Source organism: Methylomonas defluvii (genome assembly GCF_033949435.1).
GTDB lineage: Bacteria > Pseudomonadota > Gammaproteobacteria > Methylococcales > Methylomonadaceae > Methylomonas > Methylomonas defluvii.
On record NZ_JAXARY010000020.1, the window covers coordinates 12,495 to 36,495 of the forward strand.

Below are 24,001 nucleotides of genomic sequence, written 5' to 3' on the forward strand. Positions count from 1 at the left end.
GCCATAATTAGCATACAAGGTTTTTATTCTTTAATTACGCTGTATCTAACCTGCTAAATTCTCATGATCCTACCTATATTACATTCAGAAAAATTATCAGGTTTATGCGGACTAACGGCAATGCCGCCAATGTCTTCGCGCCAGTGCTTAAACCGGGCAATTCGACCCCTTGCATTCAGTTCCAAGGAAGTATTGCTGGCAGCGGCGGCCGCTTTATCTTTCGCGCCATTTTCAGTACAAGCCTGGACTCTGGATTTTTCTTCCAGATCCTATAACTTTAACGAAGCGGATGGTGTTGTCCAGGCTAACGTTAGTCTGGCTAGCAGCTCCGGTGATTATGGCGGCTGCACCATAAGCGGCGATGTCGTCGCTGTCGGCGGCAGTGCAACCGCAGGCAGTGACTACAATATTTCGAGCGGCACCTTTTCTTTCAGCGTTCCCTTTTTGTTTGGCGGGTCTCATACCGATAGTGCGCCGGTATCCATCAATATTATCGACGATGCATTGGTAGAAAGCACTGAAACTGTGACCTTATCTCTTCAGAATGTAACGCCAAGCTGTACCGGTGATTCGGTGTCGGCGGGCGCGTCAGCAGTTGCCAGCATTGCGGACAACGACGTCGCTCCGCCCCCCACCACGCCAACGACGCCCACTACGCCAATAACCTCGACGCCCAAATTAACCGCCGATCCGACCTTTACCCCTAATCAGCAAGCAATTTACGAAGGTTTAACCAGTGCTTGCTCGGGAGCTGGCGGCGATTTATTGGCCCGCTGCAATGAAATAAACAACGCCGACCTGAATGCGGTGATTCCGGATGCGGTGGCCGCGCAAGGTGCGGCGGCTGTAGATTTTGGTTACAAGCAATTTTCCGTGGTGCATGGCCGCATCGTTAATCTGCGCAACTCCCAACAGCAAAGCGCCTCGTTACTGGGTTATTCCACCATTAATGTCAACGGCGAAACCATACCGGTCGGCAAGGCGTTGATGACAGCATTAGGCCCGGCTCGGGGCGGGGCGGCTGGGGATGATCCAAACGAACAGCCGTTTCGCGATAGCCCGTTAGGTTTCTTTCTGAAAGGTCAATTCAACGTCGGCGAAAAAGCCAATACCGGCAGCGAGCGGGGCTTCAAAGCCGACAGAAAGGCGGTTACCTTCGGTCTGGATTACAGTTTTATGGATGAATTGGTGTTGGGTGTGGCCTTCGGTTACGGCTCTACCGATACCAATTACAATTTAAACAGCGGCAGTATGTCGACCGATGCGTACGAATTTTCGTCGTATGGCAGTTATTTCCTGCCGCAGTCATTTTATATCGACTGGATTATGAGTTATGCGCTGCATTCCTTCGATATCAATCGGCGCATCCAATATACCGGATTCGATAATACGGCTACCAGTAGCGCTAATGGCGACCAGTACGGCTTTAGTTTGGGGTTTGGTAAAGATTTTGCGCTGCAAAGTTTTGTGATTAATCCCTATGTGAGGCTGGATTACAGCAAAACCGAAGTGGATAGCTATCAGGAAAGCGGCGGTGGTGGTTTAGCCATGGAGTTTGCCGGCCAATCTATCGATTCGGCGACATCGACTATCGGCGGTCAAGCCAGTAACGCGATCAGTACCTCTTGGGGTGTGTTGTCACCCGGCGTGCGTTTCGAATGGGTGCATCAGTATCTGGACGAAAGCCGTTTGATTCAGGCGCGCTTTAGTCAGGCGGCTGCCGGTGCCGGCAGATTCAGCGTAAAAACCGATACGCCGGATCGCGACTATTTCAATATCGGTACGTCGTTGGCGTTGAGTTTGCCGGAAGGTCGGGCGGGCTTTTTGCGATACGAATACCGCTTAGGGCAGGCCTATATTACCGATCACACTATCGAGTTGGGGGCGAGAATTCCGTTTTAAGGAATTTAGCGAATGCTTTGGGGAGGCGGCCGCTGCGGGACATCCCGCAGCGGCTGTCTTTATTTCAGACTTATTTGGCTGCGGCTAATTCCGCGCGCATGTCGTCGATGACTTTTTTATAATCCGGTTTACCGAAAATAGCGGAGCCCGCTACGAAGGTGTCCGCACCGGCTTCCTTGATTTCACGAATATTAGCCACGTTTACGCCGCCGTCGATTTCCAGGCGGATATCCAAACCGCTGTCGTCGATAATTTTTCTGGCTTGGCGCAATTTATCCAACGCGGATGGAATGAAAGATTGCCCGCCGAAGCCAGGGTTGACCGACATCAGCAAAATCATGTCGACTTTGTCGAGTACGTGTTCCAGGAAATGCAACGGCGTGCCTGGGTTAAATACCAGACCGGACTTGCAGCCCAAGTCTCTGATCATTTGCAGTGAACGGTCAATGTGTCTGGAGGCTTCCGGGTGGAAAGTAATGTAGCTGGCGCCGGCTTTAGCGAAATCCGGGATGATGCGGTCTACCGGTTCCACCATCAAATGGACGTCGATTGGGGCGGTAACGCCATGCTTGCGTAGCGCTTCGCAAACCAAGGGACCGATAGTCAGATTGGGCACAAAATGGTTGTCCATCACATCGAAATGCACAATGTCTGCGCCCGCATTTAAGACGTTAACAACTTCTTCGCCCAAGCGTGCGAAGTCTGCGGAGAGTATGGAAGGTGCAATCAGATTGTCAGCCATCTTTTGATCCTTTTGGTGAGGTTAAAAAACCGGCATTATAACTTTTTTCCGGCGTTTGGCTAAAACAGTGGATTGATTGCACACTTTAGGGCTGCCGGCGCTTGTTTCAAGCCGACACTACGGGCTCAAGATTTTTGTTAAGAGCGTAGTCGGTCAGAAACTTTTCGAATTCCGCTATCGGTAGCGGTTTGCTGACCAGATAACCTTGGTAAAGATCGCATTGCCGGCTTTTCAGAAAAGCCAGTTGCTCGGCGGTTTCCACGCCTTCCGCTACCACGCGCATGCGTAGCGTCTTAGCCATGGCGATAATCGTCGCGGTGATTTCCATATCGTCAGTGTGTTTGGGGATGTCTTCAATAAAACTTTTATCGATCTTTAAGACATCCAGCGGAAAGAGTTTCAAATAAGCCAGCGACGAATAACCGGTGCCGAAATCATCAATGGCCAGATGCACACCCAACCCGTGCAGCTTGTGTAAAATTTCGATAGCTTCTTTTTCCCGTTTCATCAACGCGCTTTCAGTGAGTTCGAGTTCCAGGCACTCGGCCGGAAAACCGGTCTCTGCCAAAATCCTGGCGACCACGTCGCTAATATCACTATGCAAAAACTGTTGCGGCGATAGGTTAACCGCCAGACGCAAGGCTGGAAAACCTGCTTTCCGCCAGCGCTGGCCGTGGTGACAGGTTTCTCTCAACACCCAATTGCCGATACTGGTAATCAGACCCGTTTCCTCGGCAATCGGGATGAAGCGCAGCGGCGGTATCAGTTCGCCGCTGGCAGTCTGCCAGCGGACCAGGGCTTCGGCACCGATAATCGCGCCATTCTCGATGCAAATTTGCGGTTGGAAAAACACCCGCAATTCGCCTTGCTCGATAGCTTGGCGCAGGCGGATTTCTATATCGATACGTTCCCGCGCGGCGCGGGTCAAATCTTCCGAGAAATATTTGAAGCGGTTCCTGCCCTCATTTTTGGCTTGATACAAGGCCGTATCGGCTTGTTGGATCAACTCGTCCGGCGAAGCGCCGTGTTCGGGAAACATCGCGATGCCGACGCTGACACCGATGCGTACTTCATGGCCGCTGGGTAGTTGCCAAGTTTGGTTCAAGGCATTGATGATTTGCGTGGCCACATGAGCGACGGTTTCAGGTTGGTTGACTTCCTCCAGCAATACCACGAATTCGTCACCGCCGAGCCGGCAAATGGTGTCGCTGGTACGCAGCCGGGTAGTCAGGCGTTCGGCGACCATTTGCAGCAAATCGTCGCCGGCCAAATGGCCGAAGCTATCGTTAACGTCCTTGAAGCGGTCCAAATCCAGCATCAACACTGCCATCTTGTTGGCCTGACGGCGGGCTTTTTCGATGTTGTGTTGCAGGCGCGACAGGAACAGCATGCGGTTGGGCAATTTCGTCAGCGGGTCGTGGTGGGCCAGGAATTCCAGTTCCATTTCCGACGCCTTCAGCTTGGAAATGTCGGCAAACACACCCACGTAGTGGCTGATCTCGCCTTTGCCGTCGCGCACGGTGCTGATGCTCAACAATTCCGGATACACCTCGCCGGACTTGCGGCGATTCCAGATTTCGCCTTGCCAATGATCCGTAGTGGCAATATTGGCCCACATTTCCCGGTAAAAATCGGCGTTGTGGCGGCCGGAACTTAAGATGCTGGGGCTATGACCGATTACATCCCGATTATCGTAACCGGTGATGTTGCTAAAGGCCTTGTTGACCATCGTGATTCGGCGTTGGGCGTCGGTAATCATCACGCCCTCTCGGGTGCTTTCGAATACGGCGGCGGCTTGTCCCAAGCGCTCCTCGTTGGCTTTGATGTCGGAAATATCGGTAATGGTGCCGACGTAACCGCACAATCCGCCCGTTTCGTCCAGTTCCGGTTCGGCGCGCCCCACCACCCAGCGCACGCTGCCGTTCGCCAGTTGAAAACGGTATTGCATATTGAAGGGCTGCAAGGCGGATACGCAACGCTGCCATTCGGCAATCACCGAATCGCGGTCTTCGGCAAGCAAACCGGCTATCCAGCCGTCACCGTGCGAATCAATAAAATGCAAGCCGGTGATTTCGCACCAGCGATGGTTGACGTAGTCGCATTCGCCTTTTTCGTTGGTGCGAAAAATGCCGACTGGGGCAATCTTCGATAGCGTATGGAAGAGTAGTTCGCTTTCCTGCAACGCGATTTCCGCTTGCTTACGGGCCGTGATGTCGCGCAGCCCGATGACATAGGCTTGCGCGCCTTCCCATTCCAGCGGCGTGGAGCGCAGTTCCGCCCAGGCTATGCCGCTGGGGCGAATCAGGTTAATGTCTTGAAATTGAATTTTGTCGGCGGAAATCGGAATTGCTAGGGAATGGCCGATCAGGCTGCCGCGTTCCAGCAATTGTTCTGCGGCTTGATTGGCATAAATAACGACGCCTTGCGGGTCGACCACCATTACGCCGTCGGTAATGGTGTCCAGGATCAGATTGAGTTGTTTGAGTGTTTGTGGCATTTACGGGTTACGACCGGGCATCAAACAATCACTGTCTGCACACCTGTACCAACATTTTGGGTAGTGATGGCCGCCATCACCGACGACATTCGCGAAAGATCGCCTAGCAGTTTCAACACCGGTTCCGGCAGGTCGCGCACCAGCATCGGCGTAGCAAAGATTTCTTTTTCCAGCGCTTTTTCCGGCATGCCCAACACTTCGACCACGTCGAATACCCAATGGCCCGGCTCGTATATGCCGGCCAGCACCGCGCTGATTTGCTCGACCAACCTGCGGGTTTCCGGATTCAGCGACACCACGTATAAGGTCAAAACCAGCTTATGGTGGTTGGCCCGGCGTTTTTCGTGAACTTTGGCGATATGTACCACTTGGGCGATATTGCGGATTTGCGATGCCGACAAGGGTTTGCTGGCCAGTTCGAATTGCAAGCCTTCTTCATGGGCGTCTTTCAGTTGATCCATGAATTCGGCGGCAAAGGCCGTGACGATATAGACATTCAAGCTGGTGTCCAAGGCCTTCAGGCGGCGTAAGGTCTCCACGCCGTCTATGCCGGGCATGCGTAAGTCCAGAAATATCAAGTCGGGACGATCGGCTTCCACCATGGCGATACCTTGCAGACCGTTCTCGGCTTCGCGCACACGATAGCCTTCTTCTTCCAGAATCAGCTTGAAGGCGCCGCGTACCGCCGGATCGTCGTCAATTACCAGAATGTTGTTTACCATCGCCTGTGTCTCTATTCGTTAACAAATACTAAATGTGGGGGAATTTTAACCGGATGCGGCAACCTTCGCCAATGCGGCTTTCCACGGCTATCGAGCCATCGGCATCTTGAATCAAGCGGCGGGTGACGGATAAACCCAGGCCGGTGCCTTGGCCGGGCGGTTTGGTGGTAAAGAAAGGGTCGAACATGCGGCCTTGTACTTCGTCGGGGATGCCGGGACCATTGTCTTTTATATTCAACTCTAGCATTTTTTCGGCACAACGAACGCTGATTTCAATTTCGGGTTGCGCAATACCGCTTAGCGCATCGCGGGCATTGATCAATAGATTGATCAGAATCTGTTGCATGCTTTCCGCCGTGCAGGCGAGTTTGGGCAAGTTTTCCGGTATCTCGGTACGGACTTGGATTGCGGTTTTGCGCAATTCGCCTTCCAGCAACAACAAGGTTTGGCCTAAAACTTCCTCTAGCGAGCAACTGCCGGTTGGCGTGGTTTTTTGATGCATAAACACCAGCATATTCGACACAATGTTTTTGATGCGTTGAATTTGCTGTAAGGCTTGCGCCAGTATTTGCTTGGATTTGGCATCTTCCGTGCGGTCCGAGACAAATTCGACGAAGTTCATCACGCCCATCAGCGGATTGTTGATCTCATGGGCCACGCCGCCGACCAGCGTGCCCAGTGCCGACAGCTTTTCCATTTGCAGCATATGATCCTGGTTTTCTTGTAATTGTTTGTAAGCTTGGCGGGTTTGTTCCAGCAAGCGGGCGTTTTCCAACGAAATGGCCGCTTGGGCGGTCAACAGCTCGGTCATGCTGATTTTTTCCGGGGTGAATACGCCTTCGGATAGCCGGTTTTCCAGGTAAAGCAAGCCGATTAATTCGCTTTGCTTGATCACCGGCAAACACAATACCGAGCGTAAGCCAAACGCCACAACCTCGGGCGCATTTTGAAACTCGCCTTCGCTGCAGGCGTCGCTCAGCACGACTTTTTCGTGGGTACGTTGCACGTAATTGACGATGGCGTGGCAGATGCCGCGCACCTTGTTCAAGCTGTAATAGTGTTTGTGTATCGTGCGTTTTTTGCCGACGTGCTGCTCGGCGGCCACCAATAATTCGTCTTGTTGTTTGATCAACAGATAACCGTGCTGGGCTGCGGAGCTTTCCAAGACCACGGCCATGATTTTTTGCATCAATTGTGTCAGATCGATTTCTGCCGATAACGCCAGCGCCGATTTCATCAGATAGCTGATGTCCAGACTAGGTAAGGTGGTGGGAGCGGGCTGAGGTTTGGCTATTCTGGCGCCGGTCTCCGGACTGACGTATTGATGACGTTCCTGCAGCTGGTTGCTTTTCGCATCGGCACGGCATAAGCGGTAGTGGCGGCGCGCTTCGCCGTAATACAGTTCCGCGTCGCCCAAGCGGTGCTTCAGCAACAGATCTGCCAGCGTTTCGTATATATGGCCGGTCAGCAGGCCATAGTTCTGCGCCAGTGACAAGGCAATGGCATCCATGTACAGATTGCGCGCTTCGCGGTATTGGCCCTGCTGTCTGGCAAGCTCGGCATGGACAAACATTAGGTAGGGTTTCAGCAAGGGACCAAGTTGCCCCCACACTTCCAGTTGCGCAAGCAAGGGCGCAATTTCGGCATCGATTCGCGCCGCATCCATTTCCGAGCGCAGCAAGTTCAAGATCCGAAAGGCGTACCAAAGACGTTTCAAAACATTGTCGGTTAAGCCGTGCAAATAGTTTTCCACGGCTTTCAGCGATATTGCCGCCGCACCATAGTCGCCCAGGTAATATTGGGCAAAACCCAGTAATGCGAAGTAACTGCCGGTAGCGGCCACATAGTTATTGGCCTGCCAGTCCGCCAGCGTGGTTTGCATATCGAGCGGGCGGTAATCGGGCTTCATCGGCAATACCCAGCCGGCCAGCACCGCCTGGGCCAGACCTATTGAAAACGACAACTGGTTTTTGCGGGAAAATTGCAGACATTCATCGGCGGCTTCCTCGACCCAGCGCAGGTTTTTACCCTGGGCCATTAGATTCCACATCAGCGGGCCGTAGGACAGGCCGGCGTTGTAGAGATCGCCGCAGTTCTTGCCGGACTGAATGGCCTTGTGCGCGTAATCGACAATATCGGCCGGGTGGCTGCGCGAGTGCATATTGCACCAAACGATGCCGTTCATGCCTCGGGTAGCGCCAAAGGTGTTGGGGTATTTGGCGCACAAATCGTGAGCCAAATCCTGGTATCGAAACGCCTGGTCGAATTTGCCCTGTTCGCCCAGATTGAGGCCCATGATGGAAAACGAATAAATCACCGATTCGTCCATGCCGCCTTCCAGGCAGTGCAGGGTGGATTGGGCGGCGGATAAATACAGCTGCGGCACCAGACCGCACATGTACAAATCCGGAATCAACTCGCTATAAAAAGCCAGTTCGATTTTGCTTTGCCGCTGCTGGGTAAACGGCATGTTCAGGATTTTTTGCCAGACATCGTCTTGCTGGTCAATGATCAGCATCAGACTTTCCATGCGTTGCCGGGCTTGTTCGGGGTCGTCGGGAATGGATTTGTTGAAATACGCCAAGCCACGGTTGGCCGTGGCGATAGCTTGCTTAAAGTTGCCGAATGAGGACAGGGATGTAGTCTGATCGGCCAACGCCTCGGCCTTATCCAGGTCGCTGACCGCATGCTCGATCAGCCGGTTCAGCAAGGCTTCCGAGCTGTCGTAGCGACCGCACATCAAATCGGTTTTCGCCAAGCGTTGATAAATCCGAAACGTCAGCGCGTAAGCCGTTTCCCAACAATCCGGCGGCAAATAATGGTGGGCCTTCAGGAAAAATTCGTTGGCGGCATCCCCGGCCAGCGCATCCAGGGCTTTATTGCCGGCATTGAAGTTGATATTCACCAGCCAGTAGGCGGTTTCTTCGTCCAGATCATTCGGGCAACCTTGATTGAGATGAGCGGCGATGGTGAATAAATTGTCGAGGCTGACCAGCTCGGCTCCCGGCGGCACCACCGACAGCAAGCGATTGCCGATCCGCCAATGGATGCCGGGGCGCGCCGCGGCGGCAACTTGCTGCAATACCGCTTCCTGTACCCGGTCATGGACAAATTGCAGGTCGGCTTTATTTTCCAGTATCAGGCCCATGCTTAATACCGGTTTTAAGTCCTCGAACAGTCGCTCAATGGGCTTGTCCAGCACCAGCCCGACATCCTCCGCTGTGAAGCGATTACCCATACAGGCGCAATGATAAAGAATATCCAAAGTCTGGTTGGGCAATTTACGCACTTTGGCGCTGAACAGTTCCACCACGCTGGCCGGCATTTGCGTGTCGCGGATGCGGTTCATATCCCATTGCCAGTGTTGATTGGCGTCGATGCTGAGTAAACCTTCGTTGTACAACCAGGCCAGACTTTCACTGACGAATAAGGGGTTGCCTTCGGTCAGATGGGCGATAAAGTCGGCCAAATTGGCGGTGGCATTCAGCGACGAATCCAGAATGTAGGCAACCATTTCGTGGCAATCGGCGTCGCTGAGTTCGGTCAAATGGATCTCGGCCAGTGGGCCGGCGTTTTCTCGCACGCTACGGATGAGTTTGGTCAAAGGATGACCACTATCGACTTCGTTATGCCGATACGCGCCCAGCAAAAATAGATAGGGGTGTTCACGGTGATTGGCGAACAGGTTTTGCAAAAAATCGAAGGTGGCGCTGTCGCACCATTGCAGATCGTCGATGAATAACACCAAGGGATTGTCCTCGCTGGCCAGGCAAGCCAGGAAGCGGCCGAACAAATTGTTGAAACGGTTACGCGCTTCCACCGGCGGCAAGGGCTGTACTTCGGCTTGCGGGCCGATGATGAATTCCAGCTCCGGCACCACATCAATGATCGCTCCGCCGGCATTGTCCAGCGCGTCGAGAATTTTTGCGGACCAATCATGCACTTGGGCATCGCTTTCGGTCAGAAAGGTGCGTATCAGGTTGCGCAAGGCCTGAATCAGCGAACTGTAGGGAATATTTTTTTGGTACTGATCGAACTTGCCGGAGCTGAAATAACCGCGATTTTTCACCAGTGGTTTTTGGAGTTCCTGAATCAGCCGGGTTTTGCCGATGCCGGATAGGCCGGAAATTAGCACCGAACGAAACCGGCCTTGGGTCACCTCGCTGTAATCCTGGCGAATGAGCTCGGCTTCGCTTTGGCGGCCGACCATTTTCGAAATGAAAACCACCCGGCGGCTGCGGTCGTGTTGGCCTATGCCAAAATTCGATACGCTGCCGGTGGTTTCGTGTTCTTTTTGGCAGCGCAGCAAATCGGCCAACAAACCTGAAGCACTTTGATAACGTTTTTCCGGTTGCTTCAAAATCAGTTTGGCGATGATTTCGCTCAGGGTGTTGGGGATGCCCGGACTAATGTCGTGGATTTTGATGGCTTCCTCGGCCAGATGCGAGTGAATCAGTTCCAGTGGATCGTCGGAAAAAAACGGCAGTCGGCCGGTCAGCAGTTCGTAAAACACGATACCCAGCGAATATAAATCGGTGGAGAAATCGACCCGGTAGTTGATGCGCCCGGTTTGCTCCGGCGAGGTATAGGCTAGGGTGTTGCGGACGAATTCCGGATCGTAAATGAAATGACTGACATCGCGGATGTCCAGCGGCGTGATGAAGTCGGTCAGGCGCAAATTCAAGCTGCCGGATTGCACCAGAATATTGTGCGGTTTGATGCCGCCATGGGTAATGCCGGCATCGTGCACCGATTGCAGGGTGTCGGCCAAGGAGCAGGCCAATGTAAAAAAATCGCTCAGATTCACCGCCTGTTGTTGAGCGATCCATACATTCAACGGTTGGCCGTTGAACCAAGGCTGGACGATGAATTGATCGCCGTCGTTGGATTCCAAAGCCAAGGGCGTGCAGACGCGCGGGTCGTGCAATACTTTCAGGCGTTCGATTTTTTGCCGCAGATGCCGGGATTGGTCGTCCCAACTGGACAACAATTTCAGGCATTTAACCACCAGAGGGTATTCCGGCACATGTTTGTGATAGCCCTTATAAACCGTGGCTTGCAGGCTTTCGCCGAGTTTGTCGGTCAGCACATAGCTGTCCAGTTGCGGAGCGTTTTGAAGCGGAACGGTTCGGGTGCTTATATCGATCATGCGCTGGCGAGTGGGAAAGTTAAGGCGATTTTCGCGGCAGTTCCGGGGGCGGGCTGTTTTATAATTCTAGTCTTGTTTTGACTCAACAGGATTAGCCATGGCCGCGACAGCCTCCACTATGCTGCCTCTGGGCAGTATCGCCCCGGACTTTTGTTTGCCGGACACCGTGACCGGCCGCGAGTATGCTTTGCAGGACTTGAAAGGCGAACGCGGCACTTTGATTTTGTTTATCTGCAACCACTGCCCGTATGTGTTGCACGTCAAAGAGCAATTGATCGCCATTGCCCGGCAATACGCGGCCTCAGGCATTTCGACGGTGGCGATCAGTGCCAATGACATCGAAAACTATCCGCAGGATGCGCCGGATAAAATGCAGCAGATGATGGCAGACTGGGGACATCCTTTTGCCGCGTATTTGTACGACGAATCGCAGGCGGTGGCCAAAGCCTACCAGGCAGCCTGCACCCCGGATATTTATCTGTTCGATGCCGATTTGGCTTGCGTTTATCGGGGCCGCCTGGATGGCGCCACGCCGAAGAACGATGTGCCGGTTACCGGCGAAGATTTGCGCAATGCCCTGGATAACTTACTGGCGGGAAAGCCTGTCGATACGATACAAATTCCCAGCATCGGCTGTAACATCAAATGGAAACTTGCGGAGTAAATGCCGGTAATCCGCAATCCGTTGTCACTTCGGTAAAAACCGCCGCTCAGGTTTTTGAACTTTTCTGGCGGCGGCTTGCGCAGGGGTGTATTCAGGCTGACAAATCATTGCCCCCAGTCTTCGGCACGGTGCGTTTTTAGCGTGGTACGTCGTCGAATTGCTCAACCAACATATCCAGCTCTTTGCTGAGTGCCGAGACACCGCCGCTGGCCGTACTGGCATGAACCGCATGCTCTGTGGTTTGTCGCGATAAGCTGCCGACGGCTTCTACCGTTCTGGAAATTTCTTCGGAAACAATATGTTGCTGTTCAGCGGCGCTGGCGATCTGCACGATCATGTCGTTAATGATATTGACCGACAGTGTGGTTTGTTGCAGCGATTCGGTGGAGTTTTTTCCGTGTTCCGCGCCGGTTGCCGCCATTTCCCTGACTTTAGCCATTTCCTGTACGGCGTTATTGACGCCGGAGCGCAGGCCGTCGATCATTTTATGGATTTCCTCCGTGGATTTTTGCGTGCGTCCGGCCAAGGTTCTGACTTCGTCGGCCACGACGGCAAATCCCCGGCCTTGTTCGCCGGCGCGCGCTGCTTCGATGGCGGCATTCAGCGCCAACAGGTTAGTTTGCTCGGCAATCCCTTGAATCACATCAAGGACGCCGCCGATTTTCTTGCTGTGATCGGCCACAATTTTAATGACTGTTTCGGCTTGGCCGACCGCGACCACTAAGCGGTCTATCATTTGGATGGTATTGTTGACCCGCGAAAGCGTTTCTTGCGATTGCCGATTGACATCATTGGCGGCTTGAGCGGCGTTGGCGGCGCTGCGGGCGACCTCGCTGACGGTGGCGCTCATTTGGTGTATCGCCGAGGCAATCTGTTCAATTTCCGCCAGCTGTCTATCCATCGCTGCGCTAACTTGGCTGACTGCCTGGTAGCTCGTATCGGCTTTACCTGCCAAGGGTTCTGTGGCTTGAGTTAGACGGCGTATGATGGTTCGGGATTTGGCTTTTAACAGCTTCACCGCCAACAGTAATTGTCCAACTTCGCCGCCATCGGCGGTGTAAATCTGCTGCATCACCGGATTGTCGATCACCCGGCGCGCTTCCGCCGCTGCGTCTTTTAAAGGTTGTAATACAAGCCAAACCCAGGCATAACCGACCGCTAAGGGGCCGGCGAAGATTGCTGTCGCTACGCCAAAACTGCACGTTTCGCTCAGATAAAGGTTGATGGCGGTGATTAATTGAATCACTGCAAAACCGCCGGTCAGTTTGCCGGACAAACCGATGCGGCTCAAAGGCGAATCGATATTTTTGCCGTGGTTCAGCTTTTCGTAGACAGTATTGGCGCGGGTCACGCAGGTCACGTCCGGTTTAACCCGCACCGATTCGTAACCGACAATCTTGCTATTTTCGAAGCGCGGGGTGACAAAAGCATCCACCCAGTAATGGTCGCCGTTTTTACAGCGATTTTTGACAATTCCCATCCATGGCCGGCCGCTCTTCACGGTTTGCCACAAATCGGCGAATGCGGCGGAAGGCATGTCGGGATGGCGAACGATGTTATGGCTCTGGTTTAACAGCTCTGCCTCGCTAAAGCCGCTAGTGTTCAAAAAATCTTGGTTAACATAATTGATCTTGCCGGCGGAATCGGTCCCGGAGGTGATGGTAGCCGAAGCTGAGTAAATCAATTCACGTTGGGTAACGGGTAGGTTTTTTCTCATTTTTGTACCGGGTCGGCAGAGATAGAAAGGTAAGTTCCCACGCAAGCGCTGGCTGACTGGTCTGCACCGCTTTTGTCGACGAAGTATAAAAGGCTTTACGGCGATTGCAAAAGCCGGCCCCTGACTAGCGTGTGTTATCTGCAGGCCGTTTTTATTGTTAGATAGCGGCGATGCACTATGCTTGCAACGGAAAAACCTAAAATGAGGATGGAAATGACAGAATATCAATCACGGCAGTTGCAATTCAGCGGCAGCGGTGGCGAGTATTTCCGGATTTGGATCGTCAATGTCTGCTTGAGTATCGTCACCTTGGGCGTTTACTCAGCCTGGGCCAAAGTCAAACGTAACCAATATTTTTACCGCCACACTACCTTAGCCGGTGCGGGTTTTGACTACCACGGCGATCCCAAGGCGATCTTGAAAGGACGCATCGTCGCTTTTCTGTTGTTTGCTGGTTATACCTTGGTCGGTGAATTCGATCGGGTTGCAGGCTTGGCAATTTTGCTGGTGATCGTATCGGTGATGCCCTGGCTGTTGATGCGTTCGCTCCGCTTTAGAATGCATAACACCAGTTACCGAGGCTTACGTTTTGCGTTTCATGGCAGCACCGGAGAGGCGTACTTCAATTTTCTGCTATTGCCGGTATTATCGGCTTTGACTCTGGGGTTGCTGTGGCCGCTGGCGCAACAGCGCATGGCTCGTTACAACCGGGAAAACAGCACGTACGGTAATGAGTTTTTTAAATTCTTTGCCGGCATTGGCGCCTACTACCGCATCTATCTGATGACGATATTCATAGGTGTGCTGGTGTTTGCCGGCCTGATGGTCAGCGTTATGTTGCTGGGTAGCAAGGAGCTGATTCCGGTCGAGGCTGAGCAATTAGTGGCGATGAGTGTATTGGTAGCCGCGATAGGCACCTATTTGGCCTTGTTTTTACTGGCTTATCCCTATGTCGCGGCGCGTCTGCAGAACTTAGTCTGGAATAGCACGCAATTGGGTCCGCACGGGTTTCAGGCCCAGCTTCAAGCGAGGGAGATGCTGGGTATTATGTTTAGCAACGTCCTGTTGACTTTGCTGACCTTTGGGCTGTACAAGCCGTTTGCTGATATTCGTTTGGCGCGCTATCGCATCGAGCGCGTCGCATTATTGCCACGCGGCAGCATCGACGAGTTTGTGGCCGGTTTGCAGACTAATAGGTCTGTCGCCGGCGAGGAAATGGCCGAGATGTTTGATTTCGATATTGCCTTGTAAATGTTGCTTACGGCCGTTTACTACGACGGGCGGCAAGCCCGGCCGCATCCCGTTACCCTCTGTGTTGAGGGCGACAAGCTGTTGTTGCAGGGCCGGGAGATTGTGCGGCGCGAAAATTTAGCCAGTCTGAAAATTCCGCCGCCGCTCGGCAGCACGCCGCGCCTGATTTTGTTCGCCGATGGCGGCCGTTGTGAAGTGGCAGATCGACAAGGTTTTGCCGAGATGTTGCCGGATAGAGCACTGGCCGGTATGGAAAATAGCTGGTGGTATGCGTTGGCAGTGTTGTTGTTAACTTTGAGTCTGCTTGTCGCGTTGTATTTGTTTGCTCTGCAGCATCTGACTCTGCACATCATGTGGATGCGATGAGTGTTTTTGGGGTACTTATTTGGCCTTGTTTTTACTGGCCTATCCCTGCGTCGCGGCGCGTTCGCAGAACTTAGTCAGAAATAACACGCAATTTGGACCGCTTGGTTTTTAGGCCCGGTTTGTGGCGCGGGAGATGGTGGGTATTATGTTTGGTAATGTACTGTGGACTTTGGGCTTGTACAAGCAGTTTGCCGCTATTCGCTTGGTGCTGTATCGCATCGAGCGCGTCGCATTATTGCCACGCGGCAGCATCGACGAGTTTGTGGCCGGTTTGCAGACTAATACGTCTGCCGCCGGCGAGGAAATGGCCGAGATGTTTGATTTCGATATTGCCTTGTAAATGTTGCTTACGGCCGTTTACTACGACGGGCGGCAAGCCCGGCCGCACCCTGTTACCCTCTGCTTAGAGGGTGACAAATTATTGTTGCAGGGCAGGGACATTGTCCGCCGCGAAGATTTAGCCAGTCTGAAAATTCCGCCACCGCTCGGCAGCACGCCGCGCCTGATTCTGTTCGCCGACGGCGGCCGTTGCGAAGTCGCCGACCGGCAAGGCTTTGCCGAGATGTTGCAGGATGCAGGTAGTAGCGCGGTAGCGGGTATGGAAAATAGTTGGTGGTATGCGTTGGCGGCGCTGCTGTTAACTTTGAGCCTGCTCGTTGTTGCGTATTTGTTTGGATTACCTTATGCGGCGCGGGCGGCGGCGGACCAAGTGCCGGTTTATTTGCTGGAACGGATGGATACGCAGTTTTTCGCCAGCCTTGATCAAACCTTATTGAAGCCCAGCACACTATCCGACGAACGTCGGCAAACTATTCAGGATGGCTGGCAGCGCTTGGCTTTGCCGCCGGGTGAGGATAGACCGGCGCATATTGAATTTCGCGCTAGCCCGACATTGGGTGCCAACGCTTTCGCGTTACCGGGCGGCAACGTGCTGCTGCTCGACGACTTAGTGAGTTTGGCGAGCAACGACCAAGAAATTTTGGCGGTGCTGGCCCACGAAATGGGCCATGTCCACGAAAAACATGCTCTGCGGCAAATGCTACAGGCTTCTGTGGTGGGTTTGGCGATGGCTTGGTACATTGGCGATGTCAGCAGTCTGCTGGCCGTCGCGCCGACCGTATTATTACAAACCCGCTATTCGCGCGATTTTGAACGCCGTGCCGACGCTTTTGCCGCAGAACTGTTGCGCGCCAACGCTATTCCGGTCAGTCGGCTGGCCGATATATTGGAAAAACTGGAGGCCGCCCATCAAACCACAGTACCCAAACAACCCGTAGAATCGCTTGAAGCGCTGGATTATTTATCCAGCCATCCCAATACCGAAGAACGGATCAAACGCTTGCGCGGGCTGTAAAATGCTCGGTAGCCGGAGTATTTTGGCTATCCATTTATAGGTATCAGGAGAATAAAACACCATGAAACGTCTTTATGTCCTCGCGCTGGCGGGGCTGCTGGCAGCCGGCGGAACCGGTTGTGCCTATACTGCCAAACCAGACCAGCAGGCGCAAAATCGCAAAGTGCATCACGTGGTTATCGTTTGGTTGAAACAGGCTGGAGACGAACAGCTGCGCCAACACTATATTCAACAGAGTGCAGGCTTGGCGAAATTGCCGGGCGTGCTGGCTTACGATGTCGGTACACCGGCGGCGATTAAGCGTGGACGCGCGAATGCTGCCTTAGATGAAAGCTATGATGTGGCCGTATCCGGCATTTACGAAAGCCAGCAGGCTTACGAGGCGTTTTTACAGAATCCGGAATATCTGCGTGTGGCGCAACAGGTGCTGCGGCCCTTGGTGGATAAATATAAGGTTTATGATTTTATCGAGTAATGACGTTGTGACCAGCCGTTTCCCGGATTTGTAGCCAGGAATGGCTGGACAGTATCAGTCTGGCTTCTTCAGCGCCGGCAGCATGTGGCTTAAGGTGTTGTCGCGCTGCACGTAATGATGAAATAGTACCGCCGATACGTGTAAGCCAATCAGGTAATAGCCGATCACTCCGCCCGTTTCGTGTATTTCTTTGATCGTTTTGGCCAGTTCCTTGTTTTCGGCGATCAGCGCCGGCAACTCCAGGCCAAAGAATGGAATTGTTTTACCTGCCGCGCTTAATGCCAACCAGCCGGCTATCGGCATTCCCAACATCAATCCATAAAGCAATAGATGCACCAGACGTGCCGCCTGCCGTTGCCAGGCCGGCGGTTCCGGCGATATGGCCGGTGTGGGGCCGGCCAGACGGAAACCCAGTCTCGGTAACAGCAGCATTAACACCAATAAACCCAGCATAAAATGCAAGGCTTTCATGGTTTCACGCGGGTCGCTGCCTTTGGGGAACAACTCGCGTAGCTCGATACAGGCATACCCGGCTGCCATCACGATGAATGTCAGCCAGTGCAAGGCAATCGTCATCGTGCCATAGCGTTCGTTTGCATGGTTTTGCATCGTTAATTACTCCTTTTTTCCGAGAAAATGATAATACGCCGAATTTGCAATGAGCCGATTTGCCAAACGATGCCCGCGACTGGATGATTTAAAAACCTAGCGATGGGTTTATTTTTTCAAAGCGGAGGCTTCTGCGGCGCGGCGGGTGATTTCCGCCCAATCGCCGGCATCGACCAGCTCGGACGGTGCCATCCAGGAGCCGCCGACACAGGCCACATTACTTAGCGCCAGATATTCCACCGCGTTTTTCGGATTGACGCCGCCGGTCGGGCAGAAGGTCACTTGCGGCAGCGGGCCGCCGATGGATTTCAGCATTGGGATGCCGCCCGCCGCTTCGGCCGGGAAAAACTTCATCGCGGTAATGCCTCTGTCCATCAAACGCATCACCTCGCTGGGGGTGATGACGCCAGGCAAAATCGGCACGCCGGAAGCCAGAGCCGCATCCAGCAAGCTGTCGGTGACGCCGGGGCTGACGATAAATTCCGCGCCGGCATCAATCGCGTTTTTCAGGGTTTGGGTATTAATGATGGTGCCGGCACCGACAATCGCGCCCGGTACTTCGGCTTTGATGCGGCGGATAGCGTCCAGTGCTACGGGCGTCCGTAAGGTGATTTCCAATACTTTCAATCCACCTTCAACCAACGCGCGCGCCAGTGGCACGGCTTGTTCCAGTTGATTGATTACCATCACCGGCATTACCGGGGAGGTGGTCATGACTTCTTTTATTGATACGGTCATTTGTTATTTTCCTAATGTGAGGGTGCTTGGAAAACCCACGCCGTGAAGCGTGCGTGTTTGACAAAACGACAACGGTCTAATGGGTAAGCCCTAAACCGTATAGGTTGTCGATGCGGTTTTGCCGCCGTGTCCGGTCCAGTCGGTATGAAAAAACTCGCCTCTGGGCCGGTCGATGCGTTCGTACGAATGGGCGCCGAAATAGTCTCTTTGCGCTTGCAGCAGATTGGCGGGCAGCCGTTCGGTGCGGTAGCCGTCGAAATAAGCCAGGGCGGAGGAGAAGGCCGGCGTCGGGATGCCCAATTGTATGCCCAAAATCACCGCTTGGCGCCAGCCCGCTTCGGCTTGCTTCATCGCTTCGACGAAGAAGTCGGCCAGCAGCAAATTTTCCAGATCGGGATTTTGCTGGTAAGCCTGTTTGATGTCGTTCAAAAACTGGCTGCGAATAATACAGCCGCCGCGCCACATCAAGGCAATGTCGCCGTAATTCAGCGCCAGTTTGTATTCTTTGGCGGCTTCGCGCATCAACCTAAAGCCTTGCGCATAGGAAATGATTTTAGAGGCGTACAAGGCCTGGCGAATGGCCTGAATCATCGCCGCTTTGTCGCCGCTAAAGCTGGCGCTGGTTTTCGGCAAGGCTTGGGCGGCGCGGATGCGTTCGTCTTTTTGCGCGGATAGGCAACGGGCAAAGACCGATTCGCCGATCAGGGTTAGTGGGATACCTAGGTCCAGCGCATTGATGCCGGTCCATTTGCCGGTGCCTTTTTGGCCGGCGGTATCCAGGATGCTGTTCAGTAAAGTTTGGCCGTTGTCTTCTTTGTATGCCAGGATATTGGCGGTGATTTCGATCAAATACGAGCTTAATTCGCCTTGATTCCACTCAGCAAAAATCGCTTGCATCTCGTCGGTGCTCAAGTTCAAGCCTTCAGCCAGCAATTGATAAGCCTCGCAAATGAGCTGCATGTCGCCGTACTCGATGCCGTTATGCACCATTTTTACATAGTGACCGGCGCCGTTATCGCCGACCCATTCGCAGCAAGGGTCGCCGTCGACATGGGCGCTGATGGCTTGGAAAATCGGCTTAACCGCCGGCCAGGCTGCTTGGTTACCGCCGGGCATGATGGAAGGGCCGTGCCGGGCGCCTTCTTCGCCGCCGGATACGCCGGTGCCTACGTAGAGCAGGCCTTTTTCCTGCAAATATTGGGTGCGGCGGTTGGTGTCGGTAAACAGCGAATTGCCGCCGTCGATGATGATGTCGCCGGCTGACAGCAAGGGCAGCAAGTCGTCGATATATTGATCGACGACAGTGCCGGCCTTGACCATTAACATCACCTTGCGCGGCGATTCCAGGCTGTTGACCAGCTCTTCCAGAGAATGCGTACCGATGACTTGGGTGTTTTTAGCCGGGCCGTCGAGAAACTCATCGACTTTGCTGGTGGTGCGGTTATACACCGCCACTTTGAAACCGTGGTCGTTCATGTTCAGAACCAAATTCTGTCCCATGACCGCCAAGCCGATTAAACCAATATTTGCTTTCATGTGTTTGCCTGCTGTAAACGTTGTCGTTGTGGGGTGATGACACAATGTTGCTTAATTCTGGTTTCAAGAAAGTCGTCCTTCCGTGGAAGGACGGATTTGGCAAAGTGAAACTAAGACGGCATTGCTTAAAGCGTGTGAATCTCAATCCACGAAAAACAGATTGGTCGCTCCGGTTTCCGAAGTCGATGCGTTTGCCCGCATTGCGCCAAACAGTTCGCGACCCATACCAAAATGATGGCCGGTAGCGCTGTTGGCAGTCGGCACCCGGGCATCGAATTCGGCTTGATCCACTTGGACGTTGACTTCGCCGGTTTGGGTGTTTAAGGCAATGATGTCGCCGTCGCGGACTTTAGCCAGCGGACCGCCGTCTATGCATTCCGGCCACATGTGGATCGCCGATGGCACCTTGCCGGACGCGCCGGACATGCGGCCGTCCGTGACCAAGGCGACATGAAAGCCGCGGTCTTGCAATACGCCCAATACCGGCGTCAATTTATGCAATTCCGGCATGCCGTTGGCTTTTGGGCCCTGGAAGCGCAACACCACGATCACGTCTTTTTCCAGTTCGCCGCGTTTGAAGGCAGCCACCACGTCCAGTTGGTCGTCGAACACCATTGCCGGTGCGGTAACCACCTGATGCTTTTCCGCGACCGCGGAAATTTTTGAGACGCCGCGGCCCAGGTTGCCGTGCATCACGTGCAGACCGCCGCCCGCAGCGAAGGGTTGTGCCACACTGCTAATTACATCCAGATCCAGCGAAACCGCTGGCCCTGCTTCCCAGCTGAGCTTGCCGTCGTTCAGCGTCGGCACTTGGCTGTATTGCGCCATGCCGCGCTGGTCGCCTATGGTCAAAATGTCTCCGTGCAGTAAACCATGCTCGAGCAATTCCTGAATCAGTAAGCCCATGCCGCCGGCAGCTTGGAACTGGTTGACGTCGGCCGGACCGTTCGGGTAAATCTTGGTCAATAGCGGGATGGCTTTGGATAGATTATCGAAATCGTCCCAGTTGATGATAATGCCGGCCGCGCGGGCGATGGCGATCAAATGGATGGTGTGATTGGTCGAGCCGCCCGTCGCCAGTAAGCCGATAATCGCGTTGATGATGGCTTTTTCGTTGACGACATGGGCAATCGGCCGGAAGTCGTCACCCAGCGCGGTGAACTTCAACACTTGTTTGGCAGCGGCTTTGGTTAATTCGTCGCGCAGCGGGGTGTACGGGTTGACGAAAGAACTGCCCGGCAAGTGCAGACCCATGATTTCCACCATCATCTGATTGCTGTTGGCGGTGCCGTAAAAGGTGCAGGTGCCGGGGCTGTGGTAGGCCTTGGATTCCGATTCCAGCAGTTCTTTTTCGCCGACTTTACCTTCGGCGAATTTTTGCCGGGTGCGGGATTTTTCCTTGTTGGAGATGCCGGTAGTCATCGGCCCGGCGGGCACAAAAACCGCAGGCAAGTGGCCGAAACTCAAGGCGCCGATCAGCAAGCCGGGCACGATTTTGTCGCAGACGCCCAAATACAAGGCGGCGTCGAACATGTTATGGCTCAAGCCAATCGCCGTGGATAAAGCAATCACGTCGCGGCTGAACAGCGATAATTCCATGCCCGGCATGCCTTGGGTGACGCCGTCGCACATGGCCGGCACGCCGCCGGCGAACTGGGCGACGCCGCCGGCTTCGCGCACGGCTTGTTTGATCAGTTCCGGGTAGTGTTGGTACGGTTCGTGTGCCGACAGCATGTCGTTGTAGGCAGAGATAATGCCGACGTTGGCTTTCACGGCATGCGACAGAGCGTCTTTTTCAGCCGCCGAACAGACGGCAAAACCGTGGGCCAGATTCGCGCAAGGCAGATTGGTACGTTGCGGGCCGTTGGCAATGGCGGCGTCGATGCGGGCCAGATAAGCAGCGCGGCTTTCCCGGCTACGTTCCACCACGTCGGCGGTCACTTTTTCTAAAACAGGATGCATAAGCTCTCCAGGGCAGCAGATGGGGTGGTGTCGACGCGCCGAACGGCGTTTTGGAATCGAGAGTGATCGGGTTATGCGCGTCTAACCCACCCTAAATTTAAGCGGCTAAGGTGCCCAGTACAATTCCACCGGCACGTCTTCCTGATTCAATAAGGCCCGAATCGGCATGTCCTCTACCGGGCCCTGTTTCTGGGCGCTGTTGAACACCGCTAACTTATCTTCGCCGGTAAACAAAATCACGATGCGTTCCGACTTTAATAAAGCGTTGCGGGTCAGGGTCAGGCGTTCTGTATTGGCGCCGGTCACTTCGCTTTGAATGGCGGTGATGGCCGCGGTCAGATTTTGATTGTCCTCACTCAATGCGTTGGCCAGACCTTCTGCGTGCGGAAACAGCGAAGCGGTATGACCGTCCGGGCCCATGCCGACGATGCTCAGCGTGAAAGGCTGCGGCAGTTTGGCGTAGCGGCCTTCAGCCTCGGCCTGACCTTGTTTGGCCTTGGTAGCCGGGGTTTTCATGCCGATAAACTCAACGTTTTTGGCGTTGTTGATCAGCAGGCTGCGGCGAATCAAAGCTTCGTTGCTGGCGCTGTGTTGATTGTCCACCCAGCGTTCGTCCACCAGCGCCACCTTGATTTTTTTCCAATTCAAGTCAGATTTGGACAAAGCTTCATAAAGCGGGGCAGGGGTGCTGCCGCCCGACACCAATAAAGTGGCTTGACCGTGTTTGCTGACGGCTTCGGATAACACATCCTGGCATTCGGCCACCAAGGCGGTAAACAGGTGGTTACGTTGTTCGAAAAAAAATTCTCTAACCATGTTCGTTGTTCTCGTGATGGATACAGATTGATTACTCTTCCCAGGCGCGGCCGTCGCGGGCCAATAATGCCACGGAGGCAATCGGCCCCCAGCTGCCAGCCGGGTAAGATTTTGGAGCGCTGTGGTTTTGCGCCCAGGCGTCTTGGATCGAATCGACCCAGGCCCAGGCTTGTTCGATTTCCTCGCGGCTTAAAAACAGCGTGGTATTCCCGCGCAGGGCTTCCAGAATCAGTTTTTCGTAGCCGCCGAAAATACTGTTTTTCTTGAAGGTTTCCGAAAAACTCAAGTCCAGCTTGGTTTGTTGCAATTTGATATTACCGTCTATGCCCGGCACTTTGTTCAACATCACGACGTCCACACCTTCATTGGGCTGCAAATGAATCACCAATTTGTTGGCCGGCAAATCGCGGAAGCTGTCTTTGAAAATGTTGTGCGGCAATTGTTTGAAGTTGACGACGATTTCCGTACGTTTATTGGGCATGCGTTTGCCGGTGCGCATATAAAACGGTACGCCGGCCCAACGCCAGTTATCAATGTCTACCCTAATTGCCACGAAGCTCTCGGTGGTGCTTTCCTTGTTGGCGCCTTCCTCTTCCAGATAACCCGGCACCGCCGCGCCTTTAATGAAACCGGCGGTGTATTGGCCGCGCACGGTTTTTTCCTCGACATTGCGCGCGGTAATTGGCCGTAAGGCTTTCAAGACCTTGATTTTTTCCATATGGATGCTTTCCGCTTCCAGATCGGCCGGCGGCTCCATCGCGACGAAAGTCAGAATTTGCAGTAAGTGATTTTGCAGCATGTCGCGCAACTGGCCGGTTTTATCAAAGTATTCCCAGCGGCCTTCGATGCCGATGTCTTCACCCACCGTAATCTGGATATGGTCGATGGTGTTGTGGTTCCAGTTGGTAGTGAAAATCGAGTTGGCAAAACGCAGGGCCAGCAGATTCAGTACCGTCTCTTTGCCCAGGTAGTGGTCGATACGATAGACCTGATCTTCCTGGAAGACTTCTTCGACGACGTCGTTGATCTCCTTGGAAGACTTCAAGTCGTGGCCGATGGGCTTTTCCATCACCATCCGCGATTCGGCGGTCAATACGCCGCAGCTTTGCAAACCCTGGCAGATACTTTTGAATAGAAACGGCGCTACCGCAAAATAGTTAACCATCACCCGCTTTTCCGGATCGACTGCGGCATTCAACTGCAGATATTGCTCCGGTTGAGTCAGGTCGATTTTCAAGTACGATAATCTTTGCGACAGCCGCTCCCAGATTTCCGGGTTTATCTCTTTGTTTAAGAACGATTTCAGGCTGTTATGGGCAATTTGGACGAAGCCTTCGCTGGTTTCCTCCAAACGGTCGACGCCGATAATCCGGGTATCGGCTTCCAGCAAATTGGATTTTTCCAGACGATACAACGAAATTAGTAACTTTCGTTTCGATAGGTCACCCAATGCGCCGTAAATCACCAGGTCGCAAGGTTTGTAATTTTGATTTTTCATCAG

The 24,001-nt window shown here is 53.7% G+C and carries 18 protein-coding genes; 7 read left to right on the forward strand and 11 right to left on the reverse strand.

Going from position 1 to position 24,001, the window contains the following annotated elements; translation table 11 throughout:
• Window positions 1-129: 129 nt before the first annotated feature.
• Entirely contained in the window at window positions 130-1,902 is a 1,773-nt protein-coding gene (locus QLH52_RS18725; RefSeq protein ID WP_319962555.1) for an autotransporter domain-containing protein, read from the forward strand.
• A gap of 70 nt (window positions 1,903-1,972) precedes the next feature.
• On the opposite strand, the gene rpe is transcribed toward QLH52_RS18725, so the two are convergent.
• The 4 genes from rpe to QLH52_RS18745 all read right to left on the reverse strand — a co-directional run bounded on the left by rpe (window position 1,973) and on the right by QLH52_RS18745 (window position 11,012).
• The gene (gene rpe, locus QLH52_RS18730) at window positions 1,973-2,644 is read right to left on the reverse strand and encodes a ribulose-phosphate 3-epimerase (protein WP_319962556.1); all 672 of its coding nucleotides are present in this window, start codon (window positions 2,642-2,644) and stop codon (window positions 1,973-1,975) included.
• Window positions 2,645-2,750: 106 nt separating this feature from the next.
• Window positions 2,751-5,141: a sensor domain-containing protein gene (locus tag QLH52_RS18735; protein WP_319962557.1), complete on the reverse strand. Its 2,391-nt coding sequence runs from the start codon at window positions 5,139-5,141 to the stop codon at window positions 2,751-2,753.
• A 20-nt stretch (window positions 5,142-5,161) separates the two neighbouring features.
• Window positions 5,162-5,863, reverse strand: a complete 702-nt coding sequence (locus tag QLH52_RS18740; protein WP_319962558.1) for a response regulator — start codon at window positions 5,861-5,863, stop codon at window positions 5,162-5,164.
• Window positions 5,864-5,891: 28 nt separating this feature from the next.
• Window positions 5,892-11,012: an AAA family ATPase gene (locus QLH52_RS18745; protein WP_205450753.1), complete on the reverse strand. Its 5,121-nt coding sequence runs from the start codon at window positions 11,010-11,012 to the stop codon at window positions 5,892-5,894.
• A gap of 97 nt (window positions 11,013-11,109) precedes the next feature.
• On the opposite strand from QLH52_RS18745, the gene QLH52_RS18750 reads away from it, so the two are divergent.
• Entirely contained in the window at window positions 11,110-11,676 is a 567-nt protein-coding gene (locus QLH52_RS18750; protein ID WP_171695937.1) for a thioredoxin family protein, read from the forward strand.
• A gap of 136 nt (window positions 11,677-11,812) precedes the next feature.
• Here QLH52_RS18750 and QLH52_RS18755 read toward each other — a convergent pair whose 3' ends face one another.
• Complete coding sequence (locus tag QLH52_RS18755; protein ID WP_319962559.1) at window positions 11,813-13,393, reverse strand: methyl-accepting chemotaxis protein; 1,581 nt, start codon at window positions 13,391-13,393, stop codon at window positions 11,813-11,815.
• 213 nt (window positions 13,394-13,606) lie between these two features.
• Here QLH52_RS18755 and QLH52_RS18760 point away from each other — a divergent pair, with 213 nt between their 5' ends.
• The 5 genes from QLH52_RS18760 (at window position 13,607) to QLH52_RS18780 (ending at window position 16,839) form a co-directional block, all read left to right on the forward strand.
• Window positions 13,607-14,644: a YjgN family protein gene (locus QLH52_RS18760; protein ID WP_319962560.1), complete on the forward strand. Its 1,038-nt coding sequence runs from the start codon at window positions 13,607-13,609 to the stop codon at window positions 14,642-14,644.
• Complete coding sequence (locus QLH52_RS18765; RefSeq protein WP_205450749.1) at window positions 14,645-15,010, forward strand: DUF7092 domain-containing protein; 366 nt, start codon at window positions 14,645-14,647, stop codon at window positions 15,008-15,010.
• Window positions 15,011-15,143: 133 nt separating this feature from the next.
• Window positions 15,144-15,350, forward strand: coding sequence for a DUF898 family protein (locus QLH52_RS18770; protein ID WP_275899117.1), 207 nt, complete (start codon window positions 15,144-15,146; stop codon window positions 15,348-15,350).
• A complete protein-coding gene (locus QLH52_RS18775; RefSeq protein WP_319962561.1) occupies window positions 15,351-16,364 on the forward strand; it encodes a M48 family metallopeptidase in 1,014 nt (337 codons plus the stop codon).
• Window positions 16,365-16,425: 61 nt separating this feature from the next.
• Entirely contained in the window at window positions 16,426-16,839 is a 414-nt protein-coding gene (locus QLH52_RS18780; protein WP_319962562.1) for a Dabb family protein, read from the forward strand.
• A gap of 54 nt (window positions 16,840-16,893) precedes the next feature.
• Here the strand turns inward: QLH52_RS18780 and QLH52_RS18785 are convergent, their stop codons facing one another.
• The 6 genes from QLH52_RS18785 to zwf form a co-directional block, all read right to left on the reverse strand.
• Window positions 16,894-17,448 carry a cytochrome b gene (locus QLH52_RS18785; RefSeq protein ID WP_319962563.1) on the reverse strand — a complete coding sequence of 185 codons (555 nt, stop codon included), beginning with the start codon at window positions 17,446-17,448 and terminating at the stop codon, window positions 16,894-16,896.
• A 108-nt stretch (window positions 17,449-17,556) separates the two neighbouring features.
• On the reverse strand, window positions 17,557-18,186 hold the full coding sequence (locus tag QLH52_RS18790; RefSeq protein WP_101055183.1) for a bifunctional 4-hydroxy-2-oxoglutarate aldolase/2-dehydro-3-deoxy-phosphogluconate aldolase: 630 nt from the start codon (window positions 18,184-18,186) through the stop codon (window positions 17,557-17,559).
• 90 nt (window positions 18,187-18,276) lie between these two features.
• The gene (gene gnd, locus QLH52_RS18795) at window positions 18,277-19,722 is read right to left on the reverse strand and encodes a decarboxylating NADP(+)-dependent phosphogluconate dehydrogenase (RefSeq protein WP_319962564.1); all 1,446 of its coding nucleotides are present in this window, start codon (window positions 19,720-19,722) and stop codon (window positions 18,277-18,279) included.
• A 141-nt stretch (window positions 19,723-19,863) separates the two neighbouring features.
• A complete protein-coding gene (gene edd / locus QLH52_RS18800) occupies window positions 19,864-21,684 on the reverse strand; it encodes a phosphogluconate dehydratase (RefSeq protein ID WP_319962565.1) in 1,821 nt (606 codons plus the stop codon).
• Window positions 21,685-21,789: 105 nt separating this feature from the next.
• A complete protein-coding gene (pgl, locus tag QLH52_RS18805; protein WP_319962566.1) occupies window positions 21,790-22,500 on the reverse strand; it encodes a 6-phosphogluconolactonase in 711 nt (236 codons plus the stop codon).
• 31 nt (window positions 22,501-22,531) lie between these two features.
• The gene (gene zwf, locus QLH52_RS18810; protein WP_101055191.1) at window positions 22,532-23,998 is read right to left on the reverse strand and encodes a glucose-6-phosphate dehydrogenase; all 1,467 of its coding nucleotides are present in this window, start codon (window positions 23,996-23,998) and stop codon (window positions 22,532-22,534) included.
• Window positions 23,999-24,001 lie beyond the last annotated feature (3 nt).